Source organism: Mangrovitalea sediminis, assembly GCF_002514725.1.
Classification (GTDB): Bacteria; Pseudomonadota; Gammaproteobacteria; order Pseudomonadales; family Oleiphilaceae; genus Mangrovitalea; species Mangrovitalea sediminis.
In genome coordinates, this window is the sequence record NZ_NTLB01000003.1 from 579,979 (window position 1) to 601,408 (window position 21,430).

General features: G+C 55.7%; 22 protein-coding genes, 1 tRNA gene and 1 other RNA gene. 14 read left to right on the top strand and 10 right to left on the bottom strand.

Annotated elements, in window-relative coordinates; genetic code table 11:
* Window positions 1-17: 17 nt before the first annotated feature.
* From icmH to tagH, 4 genes are read right to left on the bottom strand one after another with little or no spacing between them, the layout of a single operon-like run.
* Entirely contained in the window at window positions 18-1,331 is a 1,314-nt protein-coding gene (gene icmH, locus CLR77_RS09560) for a type IVB secretion system protein IcmH/DotU (RefSeq protein ID WP_097460390.1), read from the bottom strand.
* 6 nt (window positions 1,332-1,337) lie between these two features.
* Complete coding sequence (gene tssK, locus CLR77_RS09565; protein WP_097460391.1) at window positions 1,338-2,669, bottom strand: type VI secretion system baseplate subunit TssK; 1,332 nt, start codon at window positions 2,667-2,669, stop codon at window positions 1,338-1,340.
* Between the two features lie 21 nt (window positions 2,670-2,690).
* Window positions 2,691-3,176, bottom strand: a complete 486-nt coding sequence (tssJ, locus tag CLR77_RS09570) for a type VI secretion system lipoprotein TssJ (protein ID WP_097460392.1) — start codon at window positions 3,174-3,176, stop codon at window positions 2,691-2,693.
* Between the two features lie 8 nt (window positions 3,177-3,184).
* Window positions 3,185-4,546, bottom strand: a complete 1,362-nt coding sequence (tagH, locus tag CLR77_RS09575) for a type VI secretion system-associated FHA domain protein TagH (RefSeq protein ID WP_158227160.1) — start codon at window positions 4,544-4,546, stop codon at window positions 3,185-3,187.
* Between the two features lie 416 nt (window positions 4,547-4,962).
* On the opposite strand from tagH, the gene CLR77_RS09580 reads away from it, so the two are divergent.
* Together CLR77_RS09580 and CLR77_RS20445 are read left to right on the top strand one after the other, a co-directional pair.
* Window positions 4,963-7,056 carry a serine/threonine-protein kinase gene (locus CLR77_RS09580; protein WP_097460394.1) on the top strand — a complete coding sequence of 698 codons (2,094 nt, stop codon included), beginning with the start codon at window positions 4,963-4,965 and terminating at the stop codon, window positions 7,054-7,056.
* A 71-nt stretch (window positions 7,057-7,127) separates the two neighbouring features.
* The gene (locus CLR77_RS20445; protein WP_097460395.1) at window positions 7,128-7,418 is read left to right on the top strand and encodes a PAAR domain-containing protein; all 291 of its coding nucleotides are present in this window, start codon (window positions 7,128-7,130) and stop codon (window positions 7,416-7,418) included.
* 8 nt (window positions 7,419-7,426) lie between these two features.
* On the opposite strand, the gene CLR77_RS09590 is transcribed toward CLR77_RS20445, so the two are convergent.
* Window positions 7,427-8,452: a 2-dehydropantoate 2-reductase gene (locus CLR77_RS09590; protein WP_097460396.1), complete on the bottom strand. Its 1,026-nt coding sequence runs from the start codon at window positions 8,450-8,452 to the stop codon at window positions 7,427-7,429.
* 304 nt (window positions 8,453-8,756) lie between these two features.
* Here CLR77_RS09590 and CLR77_RS09595 point away from each other — a divergent pair, with 304 nt between their 5' ends.
* From CLR77_RS09595 to CLR77_RS09635, 9 genes are all read left to right on the top strand, one after another.
* A complete protein-coding gene (locus tag CLR77_RS09595) occupies window positions 8,757-9,608 on the top strand; it encodes a type 2 periplasmic-binding domain-containing protein (protein WP_097460397.1) in 852 nt (283 codons plus the stop codon).
* 341 nt (window positions 9,609-9,949) lie between these two features.
* A complete protein-coding gene (locus CLR77_RS09600; protein WP_097460398.1) occupies window positions 9,950-10,519 on the top strand; it encodes a hypothetical protein in 570 nt (189 codons plus the stop codon).
* Window positions 10,520-10,646: 127 nt separating this feature from the next.
* Complete coding sequence (locus CLR77_RS09605; RefSeq protein ID WP_198962720.1) at window positions 10,647-11,027, top strand: DUF1801 domain-containing protein; 381 nt, start codon at window positions 10,647-10,649, stop codon at window positions 11,025-11,027.
* Between the two features lie 152 nt (window positions 11,028-11,179).
* Window positions 11,180-11,623, top strand: a complete 444-nt coding sequence (locus CLR77_RS09610) for an SRPBCC domain-containing protein (RefSeq protein WP_097460400.1) — start codon at window positions 11,180-11,182, stop codon at window positions 11,621-11,623.
* 77 nt (window positions 11,624-11,700) lie between these two features.
* The gene (locus tag CLR77_RS09615; RefSeq protein WP_097460401.1) at window positions 11,701-12,489 is read left to right on the top strand and encodes a DUF2071 domain-containing protein; all 789 of its coding nucleotides are present in this window, start codon (window positions 11,701-11,703) and stop codon (window positions 12,487-12,489) included.
* 49 nt (window positions 12,490-12,538) lie between these two features.
* Entirely contained in the window at window positions 12,539-12,925 is a 387-nt protein-coding gene (locus tag CLR77_RS09620) for a hypothetical protein (RefSeq protein WP_143269388.1), read from the top strand.
* A gap of 47 nt (window positions 12,926-12,972) precedes the next feature.
* Window positions 12,973-13,485 carry a hypothetical protein gene (locus CLR77_RS09625; RefSeq protein ID WP_143269389.1) on the top strand — a complete coding sequence of 171 codons (513 nt, stop codon included), beginning with the start codon at window positions 12,973-12,975 and terminating at the stop codon, window positions 13,483-13,485.
* A gap of 139 nt (window positions 13,486-13,624) precedes the next feature.
* Entirely contained in the window at window positions 13,625-13,990 is a 366-nt protein-coding gene (locus CLR77_RS09630) for a cupin domain-containing protein (protein WP_097460500.1), read from the top strand.
* An 81-nt stretch (window positions 13,991-14,071) separates the two neighbouring features.
* Window positions 14,072-14,641, top strand: coding sequence for a hypothetical protein (locus CLR77_RS09635; RefSeq protein ID WP_097460404.1), 570 nt, complete (start codon window positions 14,072-14,074; stop codon window positions 14,639-14,641).
* A 241-nt stretch (window positions 14,642-14,882) separates the two neighbouring features.
* Here the strand turns inward: CLR77_RS09635 and rarD are convergent, their stop codons facing one another.
* Genes rarD through alkA form a run of 3 tightly spaced genes read right to left on the bottom strand, consistent with a single transcriptional unit; the run spans window position 14,883 to window position 17,833 of the window.
* Window positions 14,883-15,803: an EamA family transporter RarD gene (gene rarD / locus CLR77_RS09640; RefSeq protein ID WP_227519865.1), complete on the bottom strand. Its 921-nt coding sequence runs from the start codon at window positions 15,801-15,803 to the stop codon at window positions 14,883-14,885.
* Window positions 15,804-15,859: 56 nt separating this feature from the next.
* A complete protein-coding gene (locus tag CLR77_RS09645) occupies window positions 15,860-16,336 on the bottom strand; it encodes a methylated-DNA--[protein]-cysteine S-methyltransferase (RefSeq protein WP_454786173.1) in 477 nt (158 codons plus the stop codon).
* Window positions 16,337-16,360: 24 nt separating this feature from the next.
* Window positions 16,361-17,833, bottom strand: a complete 1,473-nt coding sequence (gene alkA, locus CLR77_RS09650; protein WP_198962721.1) for a DNA-3-methyladenine glycosylase 2 — start codon at window positions 17,831-17,833, stop codon at window positions 16,361-16,363.
* Window positions 17,834-17,943: 110 nt separating this feature from the next.
* Between alkA and CLR77_RS09655 the strand changes: the two genes are divergently transcribed.
* A complete protein-coding gene (locus tag CLR77_RS09655; RefSeq protein WP_097460406.1) occupies window positions 17,944-18,537 on the top strand; it encodes an NAD(P)H-dependent oxidoreductase in 594 nt (197 codons plus the stop codon).
* Here the strand turns inward: CLR77_RS09655 and CLR77_RS09660 are convergent.
* Window positions 18,534-19,484, bottom strand: coding sequence for an MBL fold metallo-hydrolase (locus CLR77_RS09660; RefSeq protein ID WP_097460407.1), 951 nt, complete (start codon window positions 19,482-19,484; stop codon window positions 18,534-18,536). The genes CLR77_RS09655 and CLR77_RS09660 overlap by 4 nt on opposite strands.
* Before the next feature lie 186 nt (window positions 19,485-19,670).
* Here CLR77_RS09660 and CLR77_RS09665 point away from each other — a divergent pair.
* A tRNA-Ser gene (locus CLR77_RS09665) sits at window positions 19,671-19,760 on the top strand.
* 35 nt (window positions 19,761-19,795) lie between these two features.
* A non-coding RNA gene (locus CLR77_RS09670) (RtT sRNA) lies at window positions 19,796-19,937 on the top strand.
* A 99-nt stretch (window positions 19,938-20,036) separates the two neighbouring features.
* On the opposite strand, the gene CLR77_RS09675 is transcribed toward CLR77_RS09670, so the two are convergent.
* The gene (locus CLR77_RS09675; protein ID WP_097460408.1) at window positions 20,037-21,197 is read right to left on the bottom strand and encodes a GGDEF domain-containing protein; all 1,161 of its coding nucleotides are present in this window, start codon (window positions 21,195-21,197) and stop codon (window positions 20,037-20,039) included.
* Window positions 21,198-21,430 lie beyond the last annotated feature (233 nt).

Genomic DNA, 21,430 nt, shown 5'->3' on the forward strand with positions numbered 1-21,430 from the left:
GGGGAGCCCGTTATCCATTACGGGTATACGTTGATATCAACTCTGCGATTGCGGGCCCTATCTGCAGGACTGTCGTTGGCGACGAGGGGTTGGGAAGCGCCTTCCCCCTCTGCGATCAGGCGGCCGGCCAGGCTGCCCGCCTGACCAAGGATGCCGACGACCGCATTGGCTCTGGCCAGTGAAAGGTGCCAGTTTGAGGGGTAGCGGGTGGTAAAGATCGGCTGGTTGTCCGTATGCCCGTCCACCTCAATGTGACCTTTCACCGTTTCCAGGCTCTGCGCGACTTTCTGCAGTATCGGTACATAGGACTCATTGAGCGAAGCGCTGCCGGAACCGAACAGGTTATCGGCCTGTAGGCGGATGGTGGTGTGATCTGGGTAGCTGACGACGCTGAGCAGTTTCCGATTGATCTCGACACTGAGCAATTGGCGAAGATGGTTCGCAGTGCCGGTCAGTAGCTGTGGAGTTGCCGAAGAAGCAGTTTGAGGCGGATCGATTTGGTTGAGTGCAGCAAAGGCGGGTTCGGCGCGCCGGTTGATGGCATAGCTGAAGCCCAGGTAGATGGCGAGCATGAGTGCCAGTATCAAGGCACAGCCTACCCAAAGGGGCAGCTTTTCTCCCAAAGAGGGCTCGCGGATAACATTCTTTTCCGCATCCGGGGTCAAGCGTGCACTGTCGACATCCCGCTGGCGCTGAATGCTGTGATATAGCTCACTGCGAAGGGTGTCGAGTCGCTCCCGTCCACGTTCCGCCAGGCGCAGTTTCCCTTCAAAACCCAGGGCCAGGCATAAGTAGAACAGTTCCAGGAGGTGGAGGTGCTTCACCGGGGTTTCCTGGCACTTTGCCAGTAGCTCGAAAAAGCGTTCGCCGCCCACCGTTTCCTTGTGTAGGGTCGCCACCAGGGTGTGCGTGCCCCAACTGCTTTCATTGCCCCAGACGGTGTGCAGTACGGTCTCGTCGATCAGGGCGCAGAGTGCGTAACGGGCGGCATGAAGATCGTCGAGATCGACGTCCTGTTTGCGCAGTTGACGTTCGAACTCCTTTACCATTTGCAGGCACTGCTGGTGCAGTCGTGTTACATCCTGGTATTGATCCAGGTGCCTTAGCTGGCCGGCCAGACTGAGCAGTGTGGCCGCCCCGTCGAGAATTGGATTGATGCCAATCTCCGGACACAGCGGTTGTGCGTGTGTACGCGGTGCGATCGGATTGAGCAGTGTCGGGTCCGAACCTGTGGCGGCTGTGCCCGGTGGGCGGGGCTCGCCTTTTGCAGAGCGGGCACCGGGACGCGGAATCAGAAGCGTCGCGTCCTCGCTATTGCTGTAGGCTGTCACGTTGCATCACTCCTTGATGGCCCAAAATTCCAACTCCAGTCCTGGATAGTTGCCGGCGAGGTGGAAGGCAAAGCCTCCCGAATTCTGCATGGATTCCCAGTAGGCACTGTGTTTGTCCAGCTGGAAGTAAACGAAACCTGCAATGACTGGCACCTGCCGGGGCGCGACGGCCAATGTGGTCAGGCCGATACCGGGCAGTTGGTTGTTGACGAGTTGCCTGATCATTTCCACAGGACCAATTTTCATGTGTCCCGGCAGCAGGGTTACCAGCTCGTTGCGGGGGGTATCGGCCTTCACGGCCAGAATGAACTGATCGAACTTGAGCCAGCTACGGTCGGTCACCGGTGCTACGCTAACGCCGTAGGATTGCTCCTTGATCGGTATCCGCGTCGCCGTTTGTTCCAGCACCGAACTCAGTTGCAGGTACAGCTGCTCGAGCAGCGGCGTCATGCTGTGGCGTAGGTCGTCGTGATTGTAATGGACCTTTAGTTGCGGCCGCTTTTGCGCCTGCACGAAGGTCGAAAGTTCTGCATAGAGCTGTATCGTGGCTTCGAAAAGCTGCAGGGGATGCAGGTGCGGCAGTTCGGCATAGTGCTCGAACAATGCCTGATAGCGGTTCAGCATCTGCAGCATGATAAAGTCAGCTACCGCTGAGGCGCCGCCTTGGCCTGCCTGAGCAAAACGGGTTGCCAGACTTTCCGCACGCTGATTCAACAGACCGACGACTTCTGTGATCTGGTGATGCAAGACCGGTAGGTTATTGACCGATACCGTGGCGGGAATGAAACTTTCGTCCAACTGGATGGAGCTGTTCTGGCGAACCTCCGAAACACGGGTTACCGCCAATCGCGTAAAGCCGTCCAGCTCCTCATTGTCGCGTAGCAAGCAGCATTTCAGGCGTCCCACTTCAAGGACTTCGGCTTCGTCGCCGGCTTCAGTTAGATCGTAGACATCGGTATCCATGCGTAACAGGCCGCAGGTGCGGTCGTTCTCGTCTGTGGTGACGTAGGGCGTGCCGGCACGGTAAACGGGGATGGCCAAGTAGAGAAGGGTGTCGCGGGTGCCGCTAGACAGCTCCAGTACCGGCGGCGGTTGATCCTGGTCGGGAATCCGGAAGGGAGTGCCGTCAGGAAACACGCCGCAGGCCCGTCGGATGGCGACTTTTCCCATTCGTAGCAGGTTATGATCCAGCTCCAGCTCGTCGAAGCCATAGGAATAGGAGCCCAGCACGCGGCAGCGGGATTCGATCCGCTGTTCGATAAAGCGGTCATGTTGTTGCAAATGGTGGGGCTTGAGCAGCATGCCTTCTGACCATACCACCCGATTGTGGAGACTCATGGGCGACTACCTCGATGGCGGTTAGTGGTCCCGGCCGATGGCCAGGGAAAGACGGTTGACGTCGACGGAAAAGGTATCGTGGCCATCCGGATCGACAGGAATGACGGCACGCCAGTTGGCGTTGCCGATATCCCGATAGGCGACGACGATGCCGAGGTAGCGAGTCGCCGGGTTCAGCTCGCGGTGGATAACTTTGGTTTCGGTCGGGCGTAGCTCGAATTCGGACTTCTTCAGCAGGTCGGGGCCCAGTACGCTTTTGTCCTGGCTGAACAGGGGGAAGAAACCCGAGTTTTGGAAAACGTCCTTGGCGCCGAGTTCGTAGACGCGCACGACCACGGGCGACGCCTGCCCCTGGATATTCGGATTGGTGTCGGCCGATGCCTTGATATCGAGCTCGGTATAGGGGGGATAGACTTCCCGGACGGTACTGCAGCCGCCAAGTCCCGCTGCTGCGAGAATGGCCGACAACGCCAGCCATCGAAAAAGCCTGCGTGGTGCTGAAAGCATGGTGATGGTTACTCCCTGTGCGCTTCTTGCGTCCTTGTCTGTTCGTAAGCGGTGACGAATTCGTCGGAAAAATGATGGAGCAGGCCGTCGCCATGCTGGTCTGCCAGCAGTGAGTAAAGCGCCTGATAGCGGTCCCAGGCCTCTGCTTTGCGTCCGCTGGCGCTTAGCCTTGCCATCAGTGACTCAGGTCTTTCCTTTTGCCCGATTTGCTCCGGATCGAAATGCGCCATTAGCGCGGCAAACACCGACTGCATGCCATTCAGCAGGCCAGCTTGATGGCTTGCAATGTCCTCAAAGGATTTCCGTACCGCTTCCACGGGTTCCAGATAGCTTGACCGGCTTTGCAGCAGCAGGTTGAACACCGCGTCATCTGCGGTGGCGGAGAACTTCAGTGGGTTATTGTCGCCAACACGAATGCGCGTCTGGATCGCACGGAATTCGCTCTTTGTGGTTTCCCGCATTCGCATCAGCTGCAGCAATCCTTCGAGCAGTTCGCGGGTAAGTTGGCCGGCTTTGCGTCCCAGCTCGGCGGGGGCCAGATTGGTGAGGCCTTGTTCGTCGGCGATGCCCAACGCTTCGGTATAGGACCGGAAGAAGGCTTCATTGCCTTCGGGGGCTGGCACTGCCGGCAGGGGCTGATCCGTTCTGAACCCGGTAATACTTTTGGATTCGGATACTGTCACCAGGCCGTCAATGGGTGTTTTGGTGTTCGGTTCTGGACGGATCTCTTGTGACAGCGGTGGTGCGGCTGGTGCCTCTATCTTTTCAGGTGACTGTTCGTGCGGCCGGGCAAAGGCGGATAGATGATTCTCGAACTGCTCGGGGATAAAGGGCTGCTGTGATGTCTGCCCCTCTGTTTGAGGCCCGCCTTTTGGCGTTATTGGTGTTACGGCGGGGATACTGAACGCATCGCTGCTCAACCCGAGATTATCCGGCCGCTTGTTTAATGCGTTGGCGCCGGAAGTTGCTGTAGCGTTGGGAATGGCGAGGTTCGGCTGATCCGTGTCTGCGGCCTTAACGGAATTTTGCGCGTTTCCGATGGCTACGACTTCCACCTCGTACTCACCCAGAAACAGCACATCGCCGACATTGAGTACAGCCGTTTTGTCTTTGCCAAGAGGGTCGGAAGCGTTGTTGATGAAAAGACCGTTGGTGGATTCGTCACGAACGACAAAGCAGTCGTCTCGATAGAAAATCGAAGCGTGGATGCCGGAAATAACGCGCGAAGGATCGGGAAGCACCCAGTCGCAGTCGACGTTTCGCCCCAGGGTCTTGCCGCCCTGAATGTCGAAGTGCCTTTCCGCTTCCTGCGTTCTAGACAAACGGTGATAGCTGATAATCCGCAAACGGATTGTGCGGGAGTCCACCATACTGCAGTCCATTAACTCGTTTCAGTCCCTTTTGTTCCCTTTATGATGGCCATCCTTTCCCGTTTCCGGGGGAGCGGCCAACGGCTCCTGTGCCAGCTTCGGCACTGTGCCATTGCAGTCATGACACCTCCGTGTCACTTCTCGGCCCGCATTCAAATGCCGGGGCGAGCAATGGCCTCATCGACACCAATCCCACCATGGTTCGGTGACGACGAGGCCTTGGATTATAGGGAGCGTCTGGGGTAGACTCAAGCCGCTTTTCCGGACCGGGTATCATGAAAGGGAAGGCGGCCGCCCTCTCCGGTGATGCGGGAGGGTGGGTTCGATGAAGTGCCGGCCATGCCGCCGTACAGAGGGAGAGGGCTTTCCCCGGGGCATGGAGCGCAAAGGGTTAACAACGGATTGAGACCTCGGGCATGGCTGTAGAGACCCCCAAGCAGGCACCCACCACAGGTGCTATTCAGACTCCTCGTCACGATAATGACGACATCCCGGAAAGCGTCAATACGCGCCGAAGCGATAGCGTTAAAACGCGAAGTCGTGAGCGGGAACGCCCCCAAACGTCGACAAAGTCCCAACCAAATACTGCTTCAACATCAAGAAGGCCGGCTCTTCAGCCAGGTGCTGTTCTTAGTAATCGATATGAGATCCTCGCGCTGCTAGGCAGCGGCGGCACCAGCCGAGTCTTCAAGGCGCGGGACCGGCATTTGGAACAGGCTGGAGAGCATGCCTGCGAAGTTGCGCTCAAAGTGCTCAACGAAAGCTATGCCGACGACGATGATGCGGTGCGGATGCTGCAGCAGGAAGTCTATAAGAGCCGCCTGCTCTGTCACCCCAATCTGGTTCGAATCTACGATTGCGACAAGTCCGATGGCCTGTTCTTTGTGGTCATGGAGTTACTTGACGGGGAGACCCTGGATGCGGTGATCAAGCGAGCCAGGCCGCGAGGGCTATCGCCGAAAGCCGCGATCAGCATCCTGCGGGATCTCTGCAGTGCTCTGGAGGTAGCTCATGGTGCAGGCTTGATTCATGCAGACCTCAAACCGTCGAACATCATGGTGACCCATGACGGGCAAGTGAAATTGCTGGATTTCGGCGTGGCGCGCCGGGTTCATAGTCCGCTGTTACCCGGTATGGAGAGTAAAGGCGATGCTGACGAAGTGTTGGGCCTGACACCGGCTTATGCCAGTTGTGCGTTGCTGGAGGGGAAGGAACCGACGCCGTCTGACGATGTGTTTGCACTGGCCTGTATCGGGTACGAAATGCTCACCACGCAACACCCGTTCAGTCGAAAACCCGCCAATGAAGCACGTTTGGCAGGTTTGCTACCAAAGCGTTGCAATGGGCTGAGCAGGGCACAATGGCGTACGTTACATCGAGCCCTGGCGTTTGATCGCGAGGCGGGATTTCAGACGGTGTCGACCTTTATGAAAGCCCTCGCCGGACATCGGTATGGCAAGCGCTATGCTGTCGCCGCAGTGGTTCTTGCCGCAATTGCTGCGAGTACGGGTTGGGGGTACCTGCAGCACCGGCAACTGACCTCTCTGGCCAGCCAGGATAACGCGCATCGGGCATTGGTTGAAAAACTGACTGCAGCTTTCGCCCAGGCGCCGCAGAACGATAGTCAGTGGATTTCCAGCGATGCGGTGCAGCAGCTTTCAGCGGTGGAGAAGGCGGGACTGTTGCGCCTGCAACGCAATGCTTTCGTTAACAACCTCAAGCAGGAGGTGGCAAAGGGTCTGAGTAAACCGGACGGCCAATATGTCGACTTTGTCGGCCTGCAGTCGCTACTGACCCAGGCCAGGAAACTGTACCCCGACTCGCAGGCCTTGACGGAGACCCAGAGGGATCTGGACCAGCGGCGCTCTGGACTGCTGAGTGCGTTGACGTTCCAGGCCAACGGCCTGCTGGAACAACAGCGCTATGGTCACGCCAAGGGGGATGACGACGATCTCTACAAAATTGCCAGTCGGCTGAAGGCTATTCGTCCGGGTTATAGCGTCACAACCAGCGATCGTGCTGTGGCTGCCTACAAGACGTCGGTAGCAAAGGCCATTGACGCCTGGGACCCCTCGTCATTGCGGAAACTGCTCGATATTGGGCGTCTCTATTTCCCCCAGCTACCGACCTATTTGAAGCTTTTGCAACGGGGAGATGGTTTTATTGCCGCCACCCATGCGATGGCGGCCTATGAGCAGGAGGTTGCGACTAACAGCAAGGCGACATTACCGCAAAAGGCCGCTCAGACGTTTTATGGCGGCTACCTGGCTCATCTGTCTACGGTGCTGGAAACCGCGGACGATGAGCAGAGCCTGAATGAGGTCGAGATGGGGTTGCGTCGAGTGGCCAATCAACTCCCGGCCACCTTCAAGCCGCTGCTTGATACGCGGCGAAAGCTGGCTAACGCCTATATCCGCGACGCCAACCAACTACTTGAGAAAGGGCAGTACCAGCGCGGAAAGGCATTGATTTCAAAAGCGAATCGCATTCTGTCGATGCTGGGTAGCTAGGGGCTTCACGACGCGGGACATTTCCTGCCGTCACTGCATATCCGATTCGACAACAGAAAGGAGTGATAACGATGGGCAAGCCAGCGGCGGTATTGGGCAGCTTTCACGTCTGCCCCAAGGTGAATCCAGGACCCACGCCTCATGTTGGAGGGCCAGTGGCGGAAGGTTCGCCAAATGTCCTGATCGGCGGGCGACCTGCGGCCCGTGTTGGCGACAAGCTGATTTGTGTCGGCCCACCGGATACGATTGCAGAAGGCTCTGCGGCGGTGTTGATCAACGGCAAGCCTGCTGCACGGATGGGGGATGGCACCGAGCATGGCGGCCGCATTGCCGTTGGGGACATGACCGTCGTTATCGGTTGAGTGGCCTGTTACCGGTGAAGCACGGCCTGTATCAGTTCCGGCCCCGTCATCTTGGGTGATCCTTTCCCTTGGCTTTCGGCTGCTTTGATCAGGGAAACAATACGTTCGTTGACCGGAGCCCGCAGATGATGGCTGGCCGCTAAGCGAACAATCTCGCCATTCAGGAAATCGATTTCGGTGGTGCGGCGGTTATGCAGGTCGTCGGCCATTGAAGATCGGGCATCCGGGTCGATTTTCAGCATGGCGCTGGCAATCCTTCGAAACAGCGGCGTTGGTAGCGATAGCACCGTCGGCACCAACGCGGGCAACACTTTCCCCGTTCTGGCTGGCTTGATATGCGCCTGATGCAAGATCTGCAGTGCTTCGCGGATGCTGGCGGCCAAAACCCGCCGATAGTTCCTGTCTGCCAGTTCTTCCGCCAATGGGATTCCGGCGAGCGCATTGACGGCATTGTTCAGGTTCATCAACAGCTTGCCCCATAACACAGGGGTGATGTCCGGATAGAGCAGCGGGGGAAGTTTGGCGGCTGACAGCCTTTCGATCAGCTTTGCTGCACCGGCACTTTCTTCCAGTGCGAGGTGCCCCTCGGTGGCACAATGGAAGCGTCCTTGCCCCTGGGCGATGACGTTGAAGGGGACCATGCCCTGCAGGACTTCGTGGCCAGGAAGGTGTTCACGCAGGAGTGCACTGTTACCGATGCCGTTTTGAAAACTGACCACCAGCGCATCGGTGTCGGCATGGGCCGCTATGGCGTTTGCGGCGTCTACGGTGTTGCCGCTCTTGACGGTAACGAGAATGACATTCTGACCGGCCAAGGCCTCAGGTTCCAAAGCGATGGTGAGTGCCTGTGCATCGACGTGCTGGTTCCGCCCCTGCCAATCGGTCAGTGTCAGGCCGGACGCCTGTATTTGATCATGGATGCGGGGACGGGCGATCAGCGTGACCGGTGCACCGGCCGCTGCGAGACAGCCGCCGATGTAGCAACCGATCACTCCGGCGCCGAAGATGGCAATGCGTGGTGCCTGCTCTGACATTGTTGTTCCTTAATCCTGATTCCCTGGCGTCAAAAGCGTAGCGGATAAAACGGATCGGTACACTGTTTACGCTGCACGGTATTTGACGGCGGAATCTGAGACAATTTCGTTTTACGCACTAAAATGATTCATAAGGAATTTCTGTACCCTCATCCAAAACCTGTCTGATGCCTTTTGCTGGGAGTCGTCAAGGCTGGAGATAGGTTGTCGGAAAATGGCGTGAAGTGTCGATCATGGGGCGTGCCCGGTATCGATCTCGTCAGAAGTTCTTTCTCCTTTAATGTCTTCCTGAACAGGTTAGAGTATGGGTTCCATCCGCATAATGGCCTGGATCTTTTGCGCGATATTCGTGTCGTGCCAAGCCATTGCGGAACCGCTGCATGTTGTTTACCCGCGGGTTATGTCCAATGGTAAGGATGCGTTTGGTTATCGGGTGCTCAAGCTGGCTTTGGATGAGTCAGGTGTCGATTATCGTCTGTCGCTGACCGAAGCTGTCATGAACCATGATCGGGCGCGGGAGATGGTCAAGAGTGGTCGCGCCAGTGTCTTCGACTTCGGTACCAGTCCGGCATACGAGAAGGAGCTTCTGCCGATCTACTTCCCGATTGACCGGGGCTTGAACGGGTGGCGGTTGTTTGTCATCAAGAGGGAGCGACAGAAAGACTTCGACAAGATAAAGACGCTTGCGGATCTTCGGAAGATGACGGCCGGGCAGGGCCCCTGGGCAGACCGGGCGGTGCTCAAGGCTTCGGGCATTGGTGTGATCACGGCACCGTTCTCCAGCCTGTTTAAAATGGTGCAGGCGGGGCGTTTCGATTTTTTCCCGCTAGGCGTAAACGAGGTCTACAGCCTGCTGGATCTGCATCTCGCGGAGTCTCCTGATCTGATGGTGGAGAAGCATATCGTCCTGATCTATCCCTTCGGTCGCCTTTTCTTTGTGGAGAAGGGTAATCAGCGCCTCCACGATATTATCCAAAGAGGACTGGAAAGAGCCTGGACCGACGGCTCCTTCCTGAGACTTTTCAACAACGATCCCGCCTTCCGCCAAGCGCTGCAGGATGCCAATTTACGTGACCGTATACAGATACGCATTCCCAATCCCTACTTGACCGACCGCTTCCGCCAAATTCCAAAGGAATATTTCTTTTCGGAGTAGGGGCTCCTGGTTTTGGTTATATAGCCGTGTGCAAACAATGGATGATGTTTGGCGGCCAGTTTTCATTCTGAGCCGCCTCCAGGGGAAGACCCCATTCGGGCCTTATACCTGACATTTTTCCGGTATTGAGGCAATAGCGTTGCTCTGTGCAGAAGTTCGCGTTTGCCACATAAGTTTGCGCATTCTTTGCGGGTCCGTATATCGCGCCCTTGGTTTTGCTGTATTGTTAGCTAGTAGATTGAACAAATAGAAAAAATACTGAAGGCAGGACAAGATGGGAACGCAATAACACGGACCGTCGGGTCCGGTTTATTGCTCTGATATGTATCTGAGGAGAGTAAATGAGAATCGGAAAATTAATAATTATATCGTGTTCGCTTTTTTTGTTTGGTTGCTCCGCTGCATTGGTTCCTTACACAAATGACCCAGAGACAAAAATTGATGATGCCTATCGACTTATTCAGGACGGTCGTGCGCTTCCAGCAGAGAAACTGGCAAGGGAAGCAGTAGCGGCTTTCCAGCAGAAGGGTGATTACGAGGGAATGGGTCATGCCTATACCGTTCTGGGTGTTCTGTACAGTAGTTCAGCGTACCGGGCAGCCAAGAAATTTTATCAAGATAATGGCACATATGATCCAACGTATGAAAAATCAATTAGCTTTCATAAAAAGGCAATGGATTCATTGCGTAAAGCCGGTGACTATTGGGGAGTAGCAAATTCTTGGGTTGGCGTTGGCGACGGCTACACCAATGAAGGAAAGCCCCAAAAGGCCTGTGATGCCTATAGCGAGGCTTTAAAAACATTTGAAGATCCTAACGCAAAGAACGTGGGTTATATGTACAGTTGGAATCAAAAATACCCTTCCTACAAGGCTATGCTAGAGGCACTTGTTAAAAAGTCTTGTGGTTAGGGAAATGGCGCACCGAACGAAAAATAGCATTACAAATTGATGCAGTTCGTTCTGGGCCTATGGCCCTTCACCGGACGCACTAAAGTGCACCGCTGATCAATGCGTTATGTTTAAGGCAGGTGAGCCCATGCCCCAGACAAGGCAATCCATCCCTTCCAGCAAAGACTGGCACGATGAAGTGCTCGCTCAGGTCCGCGCCTTGATCGCAGAGGCCGACCCTCAGGCTGTCGAGGAGCGGAAATGGAAAAAGCCGTCGAACCCCGCGGGTGTCCCCGTCTGGTCAGACCACGGCATTATCTGCACCGGTGAGACCTACAAGGACAAGATCAAGCTGACCTTTGCCAAGGGCGCTGCACTGAAAGATCCGCAACGGCTTTTCAATGCCAGCCTGGATGGGAATGTTCGCCGTGCGATCGACCTGAAGCGGGGTGATGATCTAGATCCGCAGGCGTTTAAGGATCTCGTGCGCGCAGCAGCAGCCCTGAACCGGAAGACTATCGAGGGCTAAAAAGGAATATACGGACCGCAGGGTCCGCTCTATTGCACTTTTAAATGCGGTCGAGCACGCGACATGGAAGACTACGAAATTTGGGCTGAAGATGAGGCCTGTTACCTTTGGCGCTATACGTCGCTAAACCCATGCACCTTGGAATCATGGTCATGACTGAAGACAGAACACTGCGCACCTCAAGAACATTGCCGTTCTCTCCCAAAGAAATTTTTGGCGCTTTTGCGTCGCCTGACATGCTGGCAGCGTGGTGGGGACCCGAAGGATTTACCAATACCTTCGACGTTTTTGAGTTTTCTGTGGGTGGTCGCTGGAAGTTCGTGATGCACGGCCCTGACGGAAAGAGCTATCTCAATGAGAGCTTCTTCGAGGAACTGGTGCCTGATGCCAAAATAGTCATCCACCATGATTGTCCTCCCAACTTTAAACTTACCGTACAACTCTCTCCCGTCAGCGAAGGTACACTCCTGGCGTGGGAGCAGGTTTTTGAAGACTCTGGAACAGCGCAAGCCGTCAAGCAGCGGGCTGGCTCCGCAAACGAGCAGAACATTGACCGTCTTACACGTGTGCTCAGAGAAGCTGCGAGTGTCGCATAACCGTGCTTTGCTAAGGACAAATTCATGCTGCACTTCGGTTTGTGTCAGCATGTGTGGCTACATTTCGGGAGGTGACTTTGCAGGGAGCGAGGAAATTTGAAGATTGCGTAACGGCGCGGCCAAAACCCAAAGGCATTGATGTCCTGTGCGGCTTAAAGCACTTTGCAATAATTACGTATGCTGTTCCCGTCGACAGATTCAGCGGAATTTTCCCAGATAGGTTCCAGTTAGATACTCTTCAAATTAACGGACAAACGCTGGGGCTGATCTCGGTTGTGCCATTTATCGATGTCGATTTTACTTCGGCAGTTTTTCCGTTCCCAAAGTTCACGATGGGCCAAACCAACTATCGCATATACATCATCGATAAGAAGACAGGAGAGCGATGTGTGTGGTTTCTTGGTACCACACTCGATTCCTGGACGCTGATGGTTCCTAGATACTTGTGGAATCTTCCCTGGCATGCTGGAAAGGTAAGGTTCGACTGCAGTCTTAACCCGTCCTCCGGTTTGTATGAAAAGTATGAGATGACCACCGAGTCAAACTGGGCAGAAGCCGCGGTTGAACTGTGTCAGTCAGAAGAAGACACTTTTTATTTTCCGGGATTTCCTGATGCAGAGTCAGCTCTTGTTTATCTGACTCACCCTCTTGCGGGCTATTATTATCGTAGAGATGGCAAGCTCGGTACCTACAGGGTTTGGCACAAGGAATTACAGGTAAAGCCGGCAACGCTCAAGTCAGCAAGGTTTCGACTTTTATCCCAACTTGGAATCGTTTCAGGCCCGGAACAACTCCGCCCGTATAGTGTGCTTATCGAGCCTTTGAATGAATTTACGATTTATTTGCCGCCAACCGTGATCGGCTGAATATTAAACAAGTCGCGTCACGGGGATGGCCATAAAATGGCTACTTTTTGTGGATAAGACCAGCGAAGAAATGACCACTCGCTATCTCCGAACCAGTTTGGCAACGGAGTTCAAAGAAGGTAGAACGCTGGTTGAGCGTGTTATTGGCTCAATGTGCTTCTTTGTACCCAAGGCCAATCCCGGATATGAAGATAGGCTGCACTTGGTGAGCGAGTGGGTCGTGGAGTTCGATAAGAATGGCTTGCCCGGCCGAGAAATCGGGTTAGATCAACATGGCGGAGTAGTTCTTGCCGGACCCAATCAGGAAGATTACGGGTTCTGGTTAGATACCAACATGACGTATCAAGACTTCACTGGTGAATCGGTGTCGGCTGAAACATTTGAGGCTTTGTGGGTCAAGAGTGAGGCATACCGTAATGCTTGCGGTCGCGCCTAAAAAACAATAGAGCGGATCCTGCGGTCCGTATATTACAGGGCTAACCTTTGAATGATATGACCAGTGGTAATCTCCGTGCATATGCTCCAACGAAGGCCGCACAAATAGCTGCGATTTGTTTTACCGTTCCGGGAATACTGCTTTTTGGCTGGATGGGAATAAAAATTCTCAGTCAGGGAATGTGGTGGGGAGCAATCTTCATCGTAGGGAGCGTATTTTTGGCTATCTGGACAATTTTCATTGCGACTATTCGGGTGACGTTAAACGATCGACAACTGATCCGTACATGGGCGTTTGGGTCCTGCGTTATCCCAGTTGCAGAAATTACAAAACTTACTTTAAGTGGCGGTCGTACGTTATTTCTCGTAATAAGGGCAAGAGAAAAGCGAATGATGCTCTCTACGCAATCGTTTAAGAAATTGGCACTACACGAGATTTCAAACGCTATTCTTGCGGCCCGTGGTTTAGAGGGCCAGCCTCCTTTGCCGCCAAAGGCTAACTACATCGATGTTGAGGAAATGACGCTCAGGTATTTAGGGCGAAATGGCGATCAGGGATAGCGCTTAAATACAGATGCTCTGGAATAGATTTGCTTCGGTGGCGTACAGGCGGTCAGTAGCGCAGTTCGTTCTGGCTTTTCTTAGCACTCAAAAACAGCCTTAAAGACAGTGTTAGGTGATGGAAATGAATAAGACCGCGATGAAACATCAGGCGATAAATTTCAAGAACAAGCTCGGCCTTTTCAATGAGCAGTGGTCACCGAAAGTGATCGCTGAAATGAATGACTATCAGTTCAAGGTGGTCAAACTTCAGGGCGAGTTCGTGTGGCATGATCACAAAGACACGGATGAAACCTTCGTCGTGCTAGAAGGGACTCTTCGAATCGATTTCAGAGATGGGCATGTGGATCTCTCTGAGGGCGAAATGTACGTTGTTCCCAAGGGCGTCGAACACAAGCCATATGCGGAGAACGAGGCAAAGGTTCTGCTAATCGAGCCACGGGGCGTCGTGAACACTGGTGATGAGGTCGGCAGCCAGACGGCGGAAAATGACGTTTGGATCTGAATCAGTCAACAGGGCGCTCGCTCGGGCGCAAACTACTCGGCGCTTGATTTGCGCTGTCTCTTTTAGACGTTAGGAGCATCAATGAGTTCGATTCCTCCTGAGTTCTCGAACATCAAAATTGGCCGCCGTAATGGCTATGAAGAAATTGTTATGCCCTCAGGAAACGGCGGCTTCATGCGCTTCGTTATCGGCATTTTTATTATTTGTTGGCTCGGTGGTTGGGTTGTGGGATTTCATCATGCAGTGGCTCAGCTACTTTCTGGCAAGGGTGGTGCATTTCTCATTTTCTGGCTCGGTGGTTGGACTGTTGGCGGCGCATTTGCGGTAGCTATCGTTGTTAGGATTTTTCGAAAGCCGGTTCCGGAGAGGCTGTTGCTGAACAAGCCAAATTTAGCATTTGACTCTGGTGTGCCGCCTTTCAAGCTAAAAACAGGCTCCAATTCGCCAAAAGATCAATGGCAGGCTCTCTTTCCAAAAAGAAAAAAGCTGCAATTTACTCCGGATCAGATCAATACGCTGTCTCTTCGCGAAACCTATTCGGGCAACCGGTTAACCGTCGATGTCGGAAACATGAGAATAGATCTTGCCGGTGCGGTTACTGAAGTTGAGAGGGAATGGCTATACCAGTACCTCAAATCGAACTACTCCTAACCGTTTGATTCGGAAAATTTTGTGCCTTCACCGGATGCACTATGTGTGTTGCTGATCAAAGCGTCTTATTTCAAGACGGTCTCAACGATGAGCTTGAAAGGTGGTGTGGCTCAGATTGCATCGCTATGAATCGCCACCCCTTCGTTAGACTCATGTCCGTCACCACTGATTCGATCGCTCTGGATCGTAGGTGACGACGGCTGCTGGCTGGAAGACCTCTCGCCTGAGCGAGATATTTCCCTTACGACGTCAGGTTGGAAGCGCTGCGTGTTGCCATACTTCTCTGAACCCGCCAGTTATCGGCTGTGTACAGCGCCAAGCCAAACCAGATGCAGGTGAAGGTGATGGCGTCGGCGCGGGTGAAGATTTCACCAAACAGGAAGATACCTGTCAGCAGGTGAGCTGTCGGGGTGATGTATTGGAAAAGGCCCAGTGTCCCCAGCCGTAGTCGTCTCGCGGCCGCAGCGAACAGGACCAGAGGAACGACGGTGACGGCACCGGCGCCGACCAGCAGGAGATTCGTTTTCAGGTTGCTGTTCAGAAAGGCTGCTGTGCCGTGTTGGTAGAGCATGGCGAGCCAAATCAAGGCAAAGGGTGACAGTATCAGGGTTTCGACCAGTAGCCCCGTGGCGCCGTCCACATTGACCTGTTTACGGATCAGTCCGTAGATCGCAAAGGCACTCGCCAGCACCAGCGAGATCCAGGGTACCTGACCAAAAGCCAGGATCATGACCATCACGCCGCCCGCGGCAATCGCCACTGCCAGGCTCTGTAACGGGCGCAGTCGCTCGCCGAGGAAAAAGAAGCCCAGCAGGACGTTGAGTAACGGGTTGATGTAATAGCCGAGGCTGCTTTCCAGCACATGATTGTGCGTGACGGCCCAGATAAAGACCCCCCAGTTCACCGCAATCAGCATGGCGCTCAACGTTAGCGCCGCCATGGTGCGCGGTTGGCGGAAGACGTTACGCAACCGTTCGCCGCGCCCGAGTACCAGGGTGAAGACGAAGAGCAGGGCAGCGGCCCAAATGACCCGGTGAATCAGCATTTCCCAGGTCGACACACGAGGGCCGATCAGGTGGAAGTAGAGCGGTAGAAAGCCCCACAACATAAATGCCGATGTCGCCGAGATCATTCCCTGGCGCGTTTCGCGGCCGTCAGTCACATTGCCTCCAATACATTAGGGAGCTACGTATGAACATGGACGAAGCCGCGATGATCTCAGGGGCTTCGTTCCAGGGTTAGTAAGTGTCGCTTACGATCGAGTCCACCGGCATAACCGGTAAGCGAACCGTTGGCTCCTACAGCCCGGTGGCAGGGGACGATCACCGATAACGGGTTGCGTCCCACCGCAGACCCCACCGCGCGTGAGGCTGTCGGTTGCCCCAACTGCTGGGCCAGGGCCCCGTAGGTTGTGGTGTCACCATAAGGAATAGTCTGCAGCACCTGCCAGACTCGCTGCTGGAAGAGAGTTCCCTTGGGGGCTAGCGGCAAGTCGAAACGGTCCCGCTGACCGGCGAAGTAGTCTGCCAGTTGTTCGCGTGCGGCGTCCAGTAGCGGGTGCTGATTTACCGTCTGCCAATCGTCGGCGATATGGGGATAGTATCGCTGACCCTCAAACCAGGTCCCCATAAGACCATTGTCGGTTGCCGCGAGAAGGATGGCGCCCAATGGGCTGTCGATAGTGGTGTAGACGATCATGGGACTGTGCCTCCAGTCGCGTCAGGGGGATTCGGGTTGAAAGGTGCCGCCGTGCCACAGATGCATTGCGGCGTAAGCGCGCCAGGGGCGCCAGCGTTCGGCGATGGCCAGAATGCGCTTTGGTGAGCGTTCATCCAGCGCTTTCATGAGGCCTGCGTCAGCCGCCGGGAAGGCGTCCGGCCAGGAAAGGGCGCGCATGATGACGTATTGCGCTGTCCAGTCGCCAATGCCGGGCAGGGCCTTCAGGGAAGCGAGTGTCTGCTCGACCGGCGTGCCTGGGGACAGAATCAGCTCCCGGGTCGCACAAGCGGCAGCCAGCGCCTGTATCGCCGTGCTGCGCATGCGGATAATCCCCATCTGGCCAAGCGTATCCGGGCTGGTTCCGGCCATTCGGGCCGCAGAAGGAAAAGTGCGATTCAATTCTGGGAAGGGCGTTTCGAGCGGTTCGCCCAGATCTGTTGCGATGCGCCCGGCCAGGGTGCGGGCGGCCTTTACCGTGATTTGTTGTCCCAAGACGGCTCGCACGGTCATCTCGAATCCGTCGAAGGCACCGGGTACCCTTAAGCCAGGACTGGTCCGGCTGAGTTCTCCCAGATGTGCATTGATCTCGTCGGGACGGCAGTCCAGGTCGAACAGTCGCTTGACCCGTCCCAGCACTTCAGGCGCTACCGCGGCCAGAGACCCCGACAGTATCACTTCCAGTGTATGGCGTTGTGGCAGGTGGGCCACGCTGAGCCAGCCCCGGTACACCCGTTCGCCGCGGTCGATGGTCACGGTACGAAGGTAGCGGTCATCGGCGACCCATTCGACATTGGCGATGGCGCGGTAGGCGAGGAAGCCCAGCTGCGTCTCCCACGCATAGGGTGGACGATAGGCCAGTTCGAACCGGAGTTCGCTTCGCGGGGCGGCTTCGGGCGTTTTGCGTAGATCCCGTGGTTGTAACCGGTACCGTTCCCGAAACAGGGTGTTGAAGCGTCGAACGCTGCCGAAGCCGGCCGCCATGGCAATATCCGTCACCGGCAGGTCAGTGTCGGTCAGCAGGCGCTTGGCGAGTAGCAGGCGTTGTGTCTGGGCATAGGCCACGGGCGTGACGCCGAATTCACCCGTGAAGACGCGGCGGAGGTGGCGGTCGCTGGTTTCCAGCCGGGCTGCCAGGGTACTGAGATCGCTGTCCGTCAGCACTCCGTCGTCGATCAGGCTGGCCGCTGCATGGGCGATCTGGCGTCCTGCGTCCACCCGGGCGTGCCCTGGCGCAAGTTCCGGCCGGCAGCGCAGGCAGGGCCGGAAACCAGCCGCCTCGGCGGCTGCGGCACTGGGGTAGAAGTGGCAGTTCTCCGGACGGGGTGTGCGTACGCGGCAAACCGGCCGGCAGTAGATGCCGGTGGAGGATACGCCGACGTAAAAGCGTCCGTCGAAGCGGGCGTCCCGTGCCAGGAGCGCCTTGTAACAAATCTCGGTCTCTATCCACATGACGCTATCATAACGGGCTTGCATGTCCTGGACTCGCCATTTTCGGACATTATGTTGGTTTGATGCGGCGCAAGGTTTCCTGCCTGCCATCCGTGCAGCATAGGCAGCAGGTAGCGGATGAAAGGGGAACCGTCATGGAACGAAAGATTTTGGTTATTCAGGGGCATCCCGATGCGTCGACGCAGCACCTTTGCCACCAGATTGGAGCGGCTTATTCCGACGGCGCCCGGGACGCCGGTCATGACGTGCGGGAACTGGATATCGGCCGACTCGAATTTTCAATTCTGCGAAGTACCGCCGACTGGCAGGACGGGACGCCGTCACCCGCGATTAGAGAAGCGCAGGATGCCATTCGCCGGGCGCAGCACCTGGTGTTGATCTACCCGCTCTGGCTGGGAGCTCCTCCGGCTTTGCTCAAAGGTTTTCTGGAGCAGGTCTTTCGACCGGGATTTGCCTCTCCCGATAGCCCCAAAAAGGGCAAGTCGCGTTTTCCCCATCCATTGCGGGGGAAGAGCGTCCGGATTGTGATCACGATGGGAATGCCGAGCTGGTTTTATCGCCTGCACTTCGGCGCCCATAGCCTGCGAAGCCTCAAGCGCAACATCCTGGGTTTTCTCGGCGCCGGGCCGATCCGAACCTCGTTGGTCGGTATGGTGGAAGCCATGCCTGAACAACGGCGTGAACGGCTGCTAACGCAGATGCGGCATCTGGGCGAACGGGCGCGTTAGGCTATCCGGTCCAGCCAGACATCCAACCCCTGGGCGTTCAGTTTGGCGTCTGTGCGTAGAATCTCTTCCACAACCCGGTCGGGAAGCCGGCAACCATGCTGGCGGACCTGGTTGCGCAAGTAGTGCCACAGGTCTTCGGCGATCCGCTCAAGCCGGCTATCGCCAGCGTGGCGATGTTCCTCCGCGATACGCACATATTCGTCGATCCGCTGATGCAGCTGACGGGCCAGCTCCGGCAGCCCCGTGACCTCGCCGAAGTGGGTGAGGTAGGCGGCGCGGGTATTCAGGCCGACGATGTGGTTTACCGAGTCGTGTAAGGCGGCGGGGTCGAATTGGGTTGGCGTTGTGGTGGGGAAAATAAAGGCGCCATTGGCGGTGTCGAATTCCCGGTACGAGATCCCGAAGGTGTCGCCGGTAAACACCGCGGAGGCGTCGACATCGTGAATGCAGTAATGATGGAGCGCATGCCCCGGCGTATGCAGGAATCGGAATTCTGATGAGCCCAGTCTGAGGCTGTCGCCATCCGCCACCTCGATAACGCGTTCCGCCGGGACCGGAAGGATGGTGCCGTAAAGACGGTTGAAGGTTTCGTCGCCATACACGCCGCGCGTACTGGCTATCAGCTTTTCCGGGTCGATCATGTGCCGGCTGCCGCGGGGGTGGATTACCATGCGGGCATCGGGTAATGCGGCCATAAGGGTCCCTGCGCCGCCGGCATGATCCAGGTGAACGTGAGTGACCATGACATAATCTACCTGCTCGGGCGCGATATTCCGCTCACGCAGGGCTTCGAGCACCAACGGCGTGCCAGGGGCTGTTCCCGTATCGACCAACGCCGCGCGGCCATCGCGCACGATCAGGTGGCAGGCGTCGAGCAGGGGCCGTATGTAATCGGTATCGATGGCGGTGATCCCGTTGTCGTATTCAATGCAATTGATCTTTGACATGCGCAGGCCCCTTGGCAAGACATCGTAATCCAGGTTTATCGCAGTCGCTGGCGTCGAGGTACCGCCAAGGACATGTCGAGACTGTCCCCGATCGCGCTGGTGGGGTCAAGGCTGTGGAAGGTTCCAAGTTTTTCACAACAGACCGGTTTCTTCCCGCCCCCTTTGCCGTTAGAATACTGGCCCTTCGGAGAGGTGGCTGAGCGGTTGAAAGCGCACGACTCGAAATCGTGTTTACGGGCGACCGTAACGAGGGTTCGAATCCCTCCCTCTCCGCCAGTTAATAAAGAACCCGGCCTTGTGCCGGGTTTTTTATTGACCGGAGACTGGGCAGGGTGAGAAGCCTCGCGGGTTCGACCGTAGCCAGCAACGCTGGCGAAGGAACGTCGGAGCAAAGCGACGACGGCCCCGAAGGGGTGAGCCGCGTAGCGGCGAATAATCCCTCCCTCTCCGCCAGTTAATAAAGAACCCGGCCTTGTGCCGGGTTTTTTATTGACCGGAGACTGGGCAGGGTGAGAAGCCTCGCGGGTTCGACCGTAGCCGGTAAAGGGCCCGTCAGCCAGCTAAAGAGGCCGATCGTTTTTCCTGAACACAAACACAATTGCGGCCCTGGTGCTTGGCTTGATACATCAACTGGTCGGCGTCGTTCAATAACGTCTCGAAGTTGATGCGACCGGATGCGGAGGCAATGCCGAAGCTGGCTGTCACCTTAATGTTGCGTTCTGGCAAAACCACAGGTGTGGTTGCGATCTTTTGCCGTATGCGTTCGGCAATCATGAGAGTGGTCTCTGCGCTGAGGCCGGGCAGCAATATCACAAACTCTTCTCCACCGATGCGGGCAACCAGATCGGACGCTCGGGAGAAATGCTCCAGTTGTCTGGCGACCTCGGCCAGCACCAAATCCCCAACCTGGTGGCCATGCGTATCATTGATCCGTTTGAAATGATCAATGTCCACGACAATGACGTTGAGTGCTGAGTTTCTCGCTTTCAGGATCGGTAACAGGGTGGTCAGCGCGTTCGATAAGCCCCGGCGATTCAATACGCCTGTCAGAGGGTCGTTGAGTGCCTGATTGAGCAGTTGGCGATGTTTGTGTATGAGGATGGCGGTCAGGAAACCGATGGAAACCAGGACGAAGCTGCTCGTTGTGGTAACAAAGGCGAGGGAATAGGCCGTAAGTAAGGCGTCGGCTTCGTAGCCTAGGTAAAACTGTACCGGTGCCGTCACAACCACTAATAAGGCGCCGAACGCAATCAGCCCATTGCCAACATTTTTCAATTTCAGGGCGCGTTGAAATGATGTGTAGAAAATACCCGAATAGGCGATGAACGCGTATGTAGAGACGATCATGAGGTGTTGCAAGGGTTGCGTGGCGCGCCAATTAAGGAAAAAGACAAAGCAGTGAAAGCCGATAGTGAGAATGAGTTTGTTTGAGACTTTTGAATACTGCTTGACGGCAATAAATAATAAAAATCCGCTGATAATATAGGCGGATCCTGCCGGAATTAATGGGTGCCTATGACCGTCGATATCTTTCAGCGCAAACAGAATCCAGCCGATGATGCTGAACACAAAGAAGGCTTTGAACAAACGAATGGAGGCAACTGGTAACGTTTTGCTTTGCAGAGAAAAAGTGACTAGAACAATGCCGCCCGTTAGCAGGATGAGTGCAAGGTGCAAGGCATAAATATAGGTGTGAAGGCTTATCTCGAGCATGACGTTCCAAGAGAATTTCGGGATGCGTTCATTCGATGCTCTGGGTCCGGTGATCCAGGCCTTTTGTCGTTAGAATTCAGCGATAATCCTCAGGGGGGACGGGCCGATTGCGCCCGCGGGATTTTGCACGGCAGTAGGTGCCTGAATATTCGGTCATGTTATGCCGTGAAATTTCGTTGTCGTTTCCGCGCCAATCTTCCGGCTTTTTCGGCGTTTCGGCAAGCGCTAAAAAG

Bases quoted from the DNA above. Each gene is read 5' to 3' on its own strand.
- tssK (WP_097460391.1), bottom strand. From the start codon at position 2,669: ATGAGTCTCCACAATCGGGTGGTATGGTCAGAAGGCATGCTGCTCAAG.
- tssJ (WP_097460392.1), bottom strand. From the start codon at position 3,176: ATGCTTTCAGCACCACGCAGGCTTTTTCGATGGCTGGCGTTGTCGGCC.
- tagH (WP_158227160.1), bottom strand. From the start codon at position 4,546: ATGGTGGACTCCCGCACAATCCGTTTGCGGATTATCAGCTATCACCGT.
- CLR77_RS09580 (WP_097460394.1), top strand. From the start codon at position 4,963: ATGGCTGTAGAGACCCCCAAGCAGGCACCCACCACAGGTGCTATTCAG.
- CLR77_RS20445 (WP_097460395.1), top strand. From the start codon at position 7,128: ATGGGCAAGCCAGCGGCGGTATTGGGCAGCTTTCACGTCTGCCCCAAG.
- CLR77_RS09590 (WP_097460396.1), bottom strand. From the start codon at position 8,452: ATGTCAGAGCAGGCACCACGCATTGCCATCTTCGGCGCCGGAGTGATC.
- CLR77_RS09595 (WP_097460397.1), top strand. From the start codon at position 8,757: ATGGGTTCCATCCGCATAATGGCCTGGATCTTTTGCGCGATATTCGTG.
- CLR77_RS09600 (WP_097460398.1), top strand. From the start codon at position 9,950: ATGAGAATCGGAAAATTAATAATTATATCGTGTTCGCTTTTTTTGTTT.
- CLR77_RS09605 (WP_198962720.1), top strand. From the start codon at position 10,647: ATGCCCCAGACAAGGCAATCCATCCCTTCCAGCAAAGACTGGCACGAT.
- CLR77_RS09610 (WP_097460400.1), top strand. From the start codon at position 11,180: ATGACTGAAGACAGAACACTGCGCACCTCAAGAACATTGCCGTTCTCT.
- CLR77_RS09630 (WP_097460500.1), top strand. From the start codon at position 13,625: ATGAAACATCAGGCGATAAATTTCAAGAACAAGCTCGGCCTTTTCAAT.
- CLR77_RS09635 (WP_097460404.1), top strand. From the start codon at position 14,072: ATGAGTTCGATTCCTCCTGAGTTCTCGAACATCAAAATTGGCCGCCGT.
- alkA (WP_198962721.1), bottom strand. From the start codon at position 17,833: ATGCAAGCCCGTTATGATAGCGTCATGTGGATAGAGACCGAGATTTGT.
- CLR77_RS09655 (WP_097460406.1), top strand. From the start codon at position 17,944: ATGGAACGAAAGATTTTGGTTATTCAGGGGCATCCCGATGCGTCGACG.
- CLR77_RS09660 (WP_097460407.1), bottom strand. From the start codon at position 19,484: ATGTCAAAGATCAATTGCATTGAATACGACAACGGGATCACCGCCATC.
- CLR77_RS09675 (WP_097460408.1), bottom strand. From the start codon at position 21,197: ATGCTCGAGATAAGCCTTCACACCTATATTTATGCCTTGCACCTTGCA.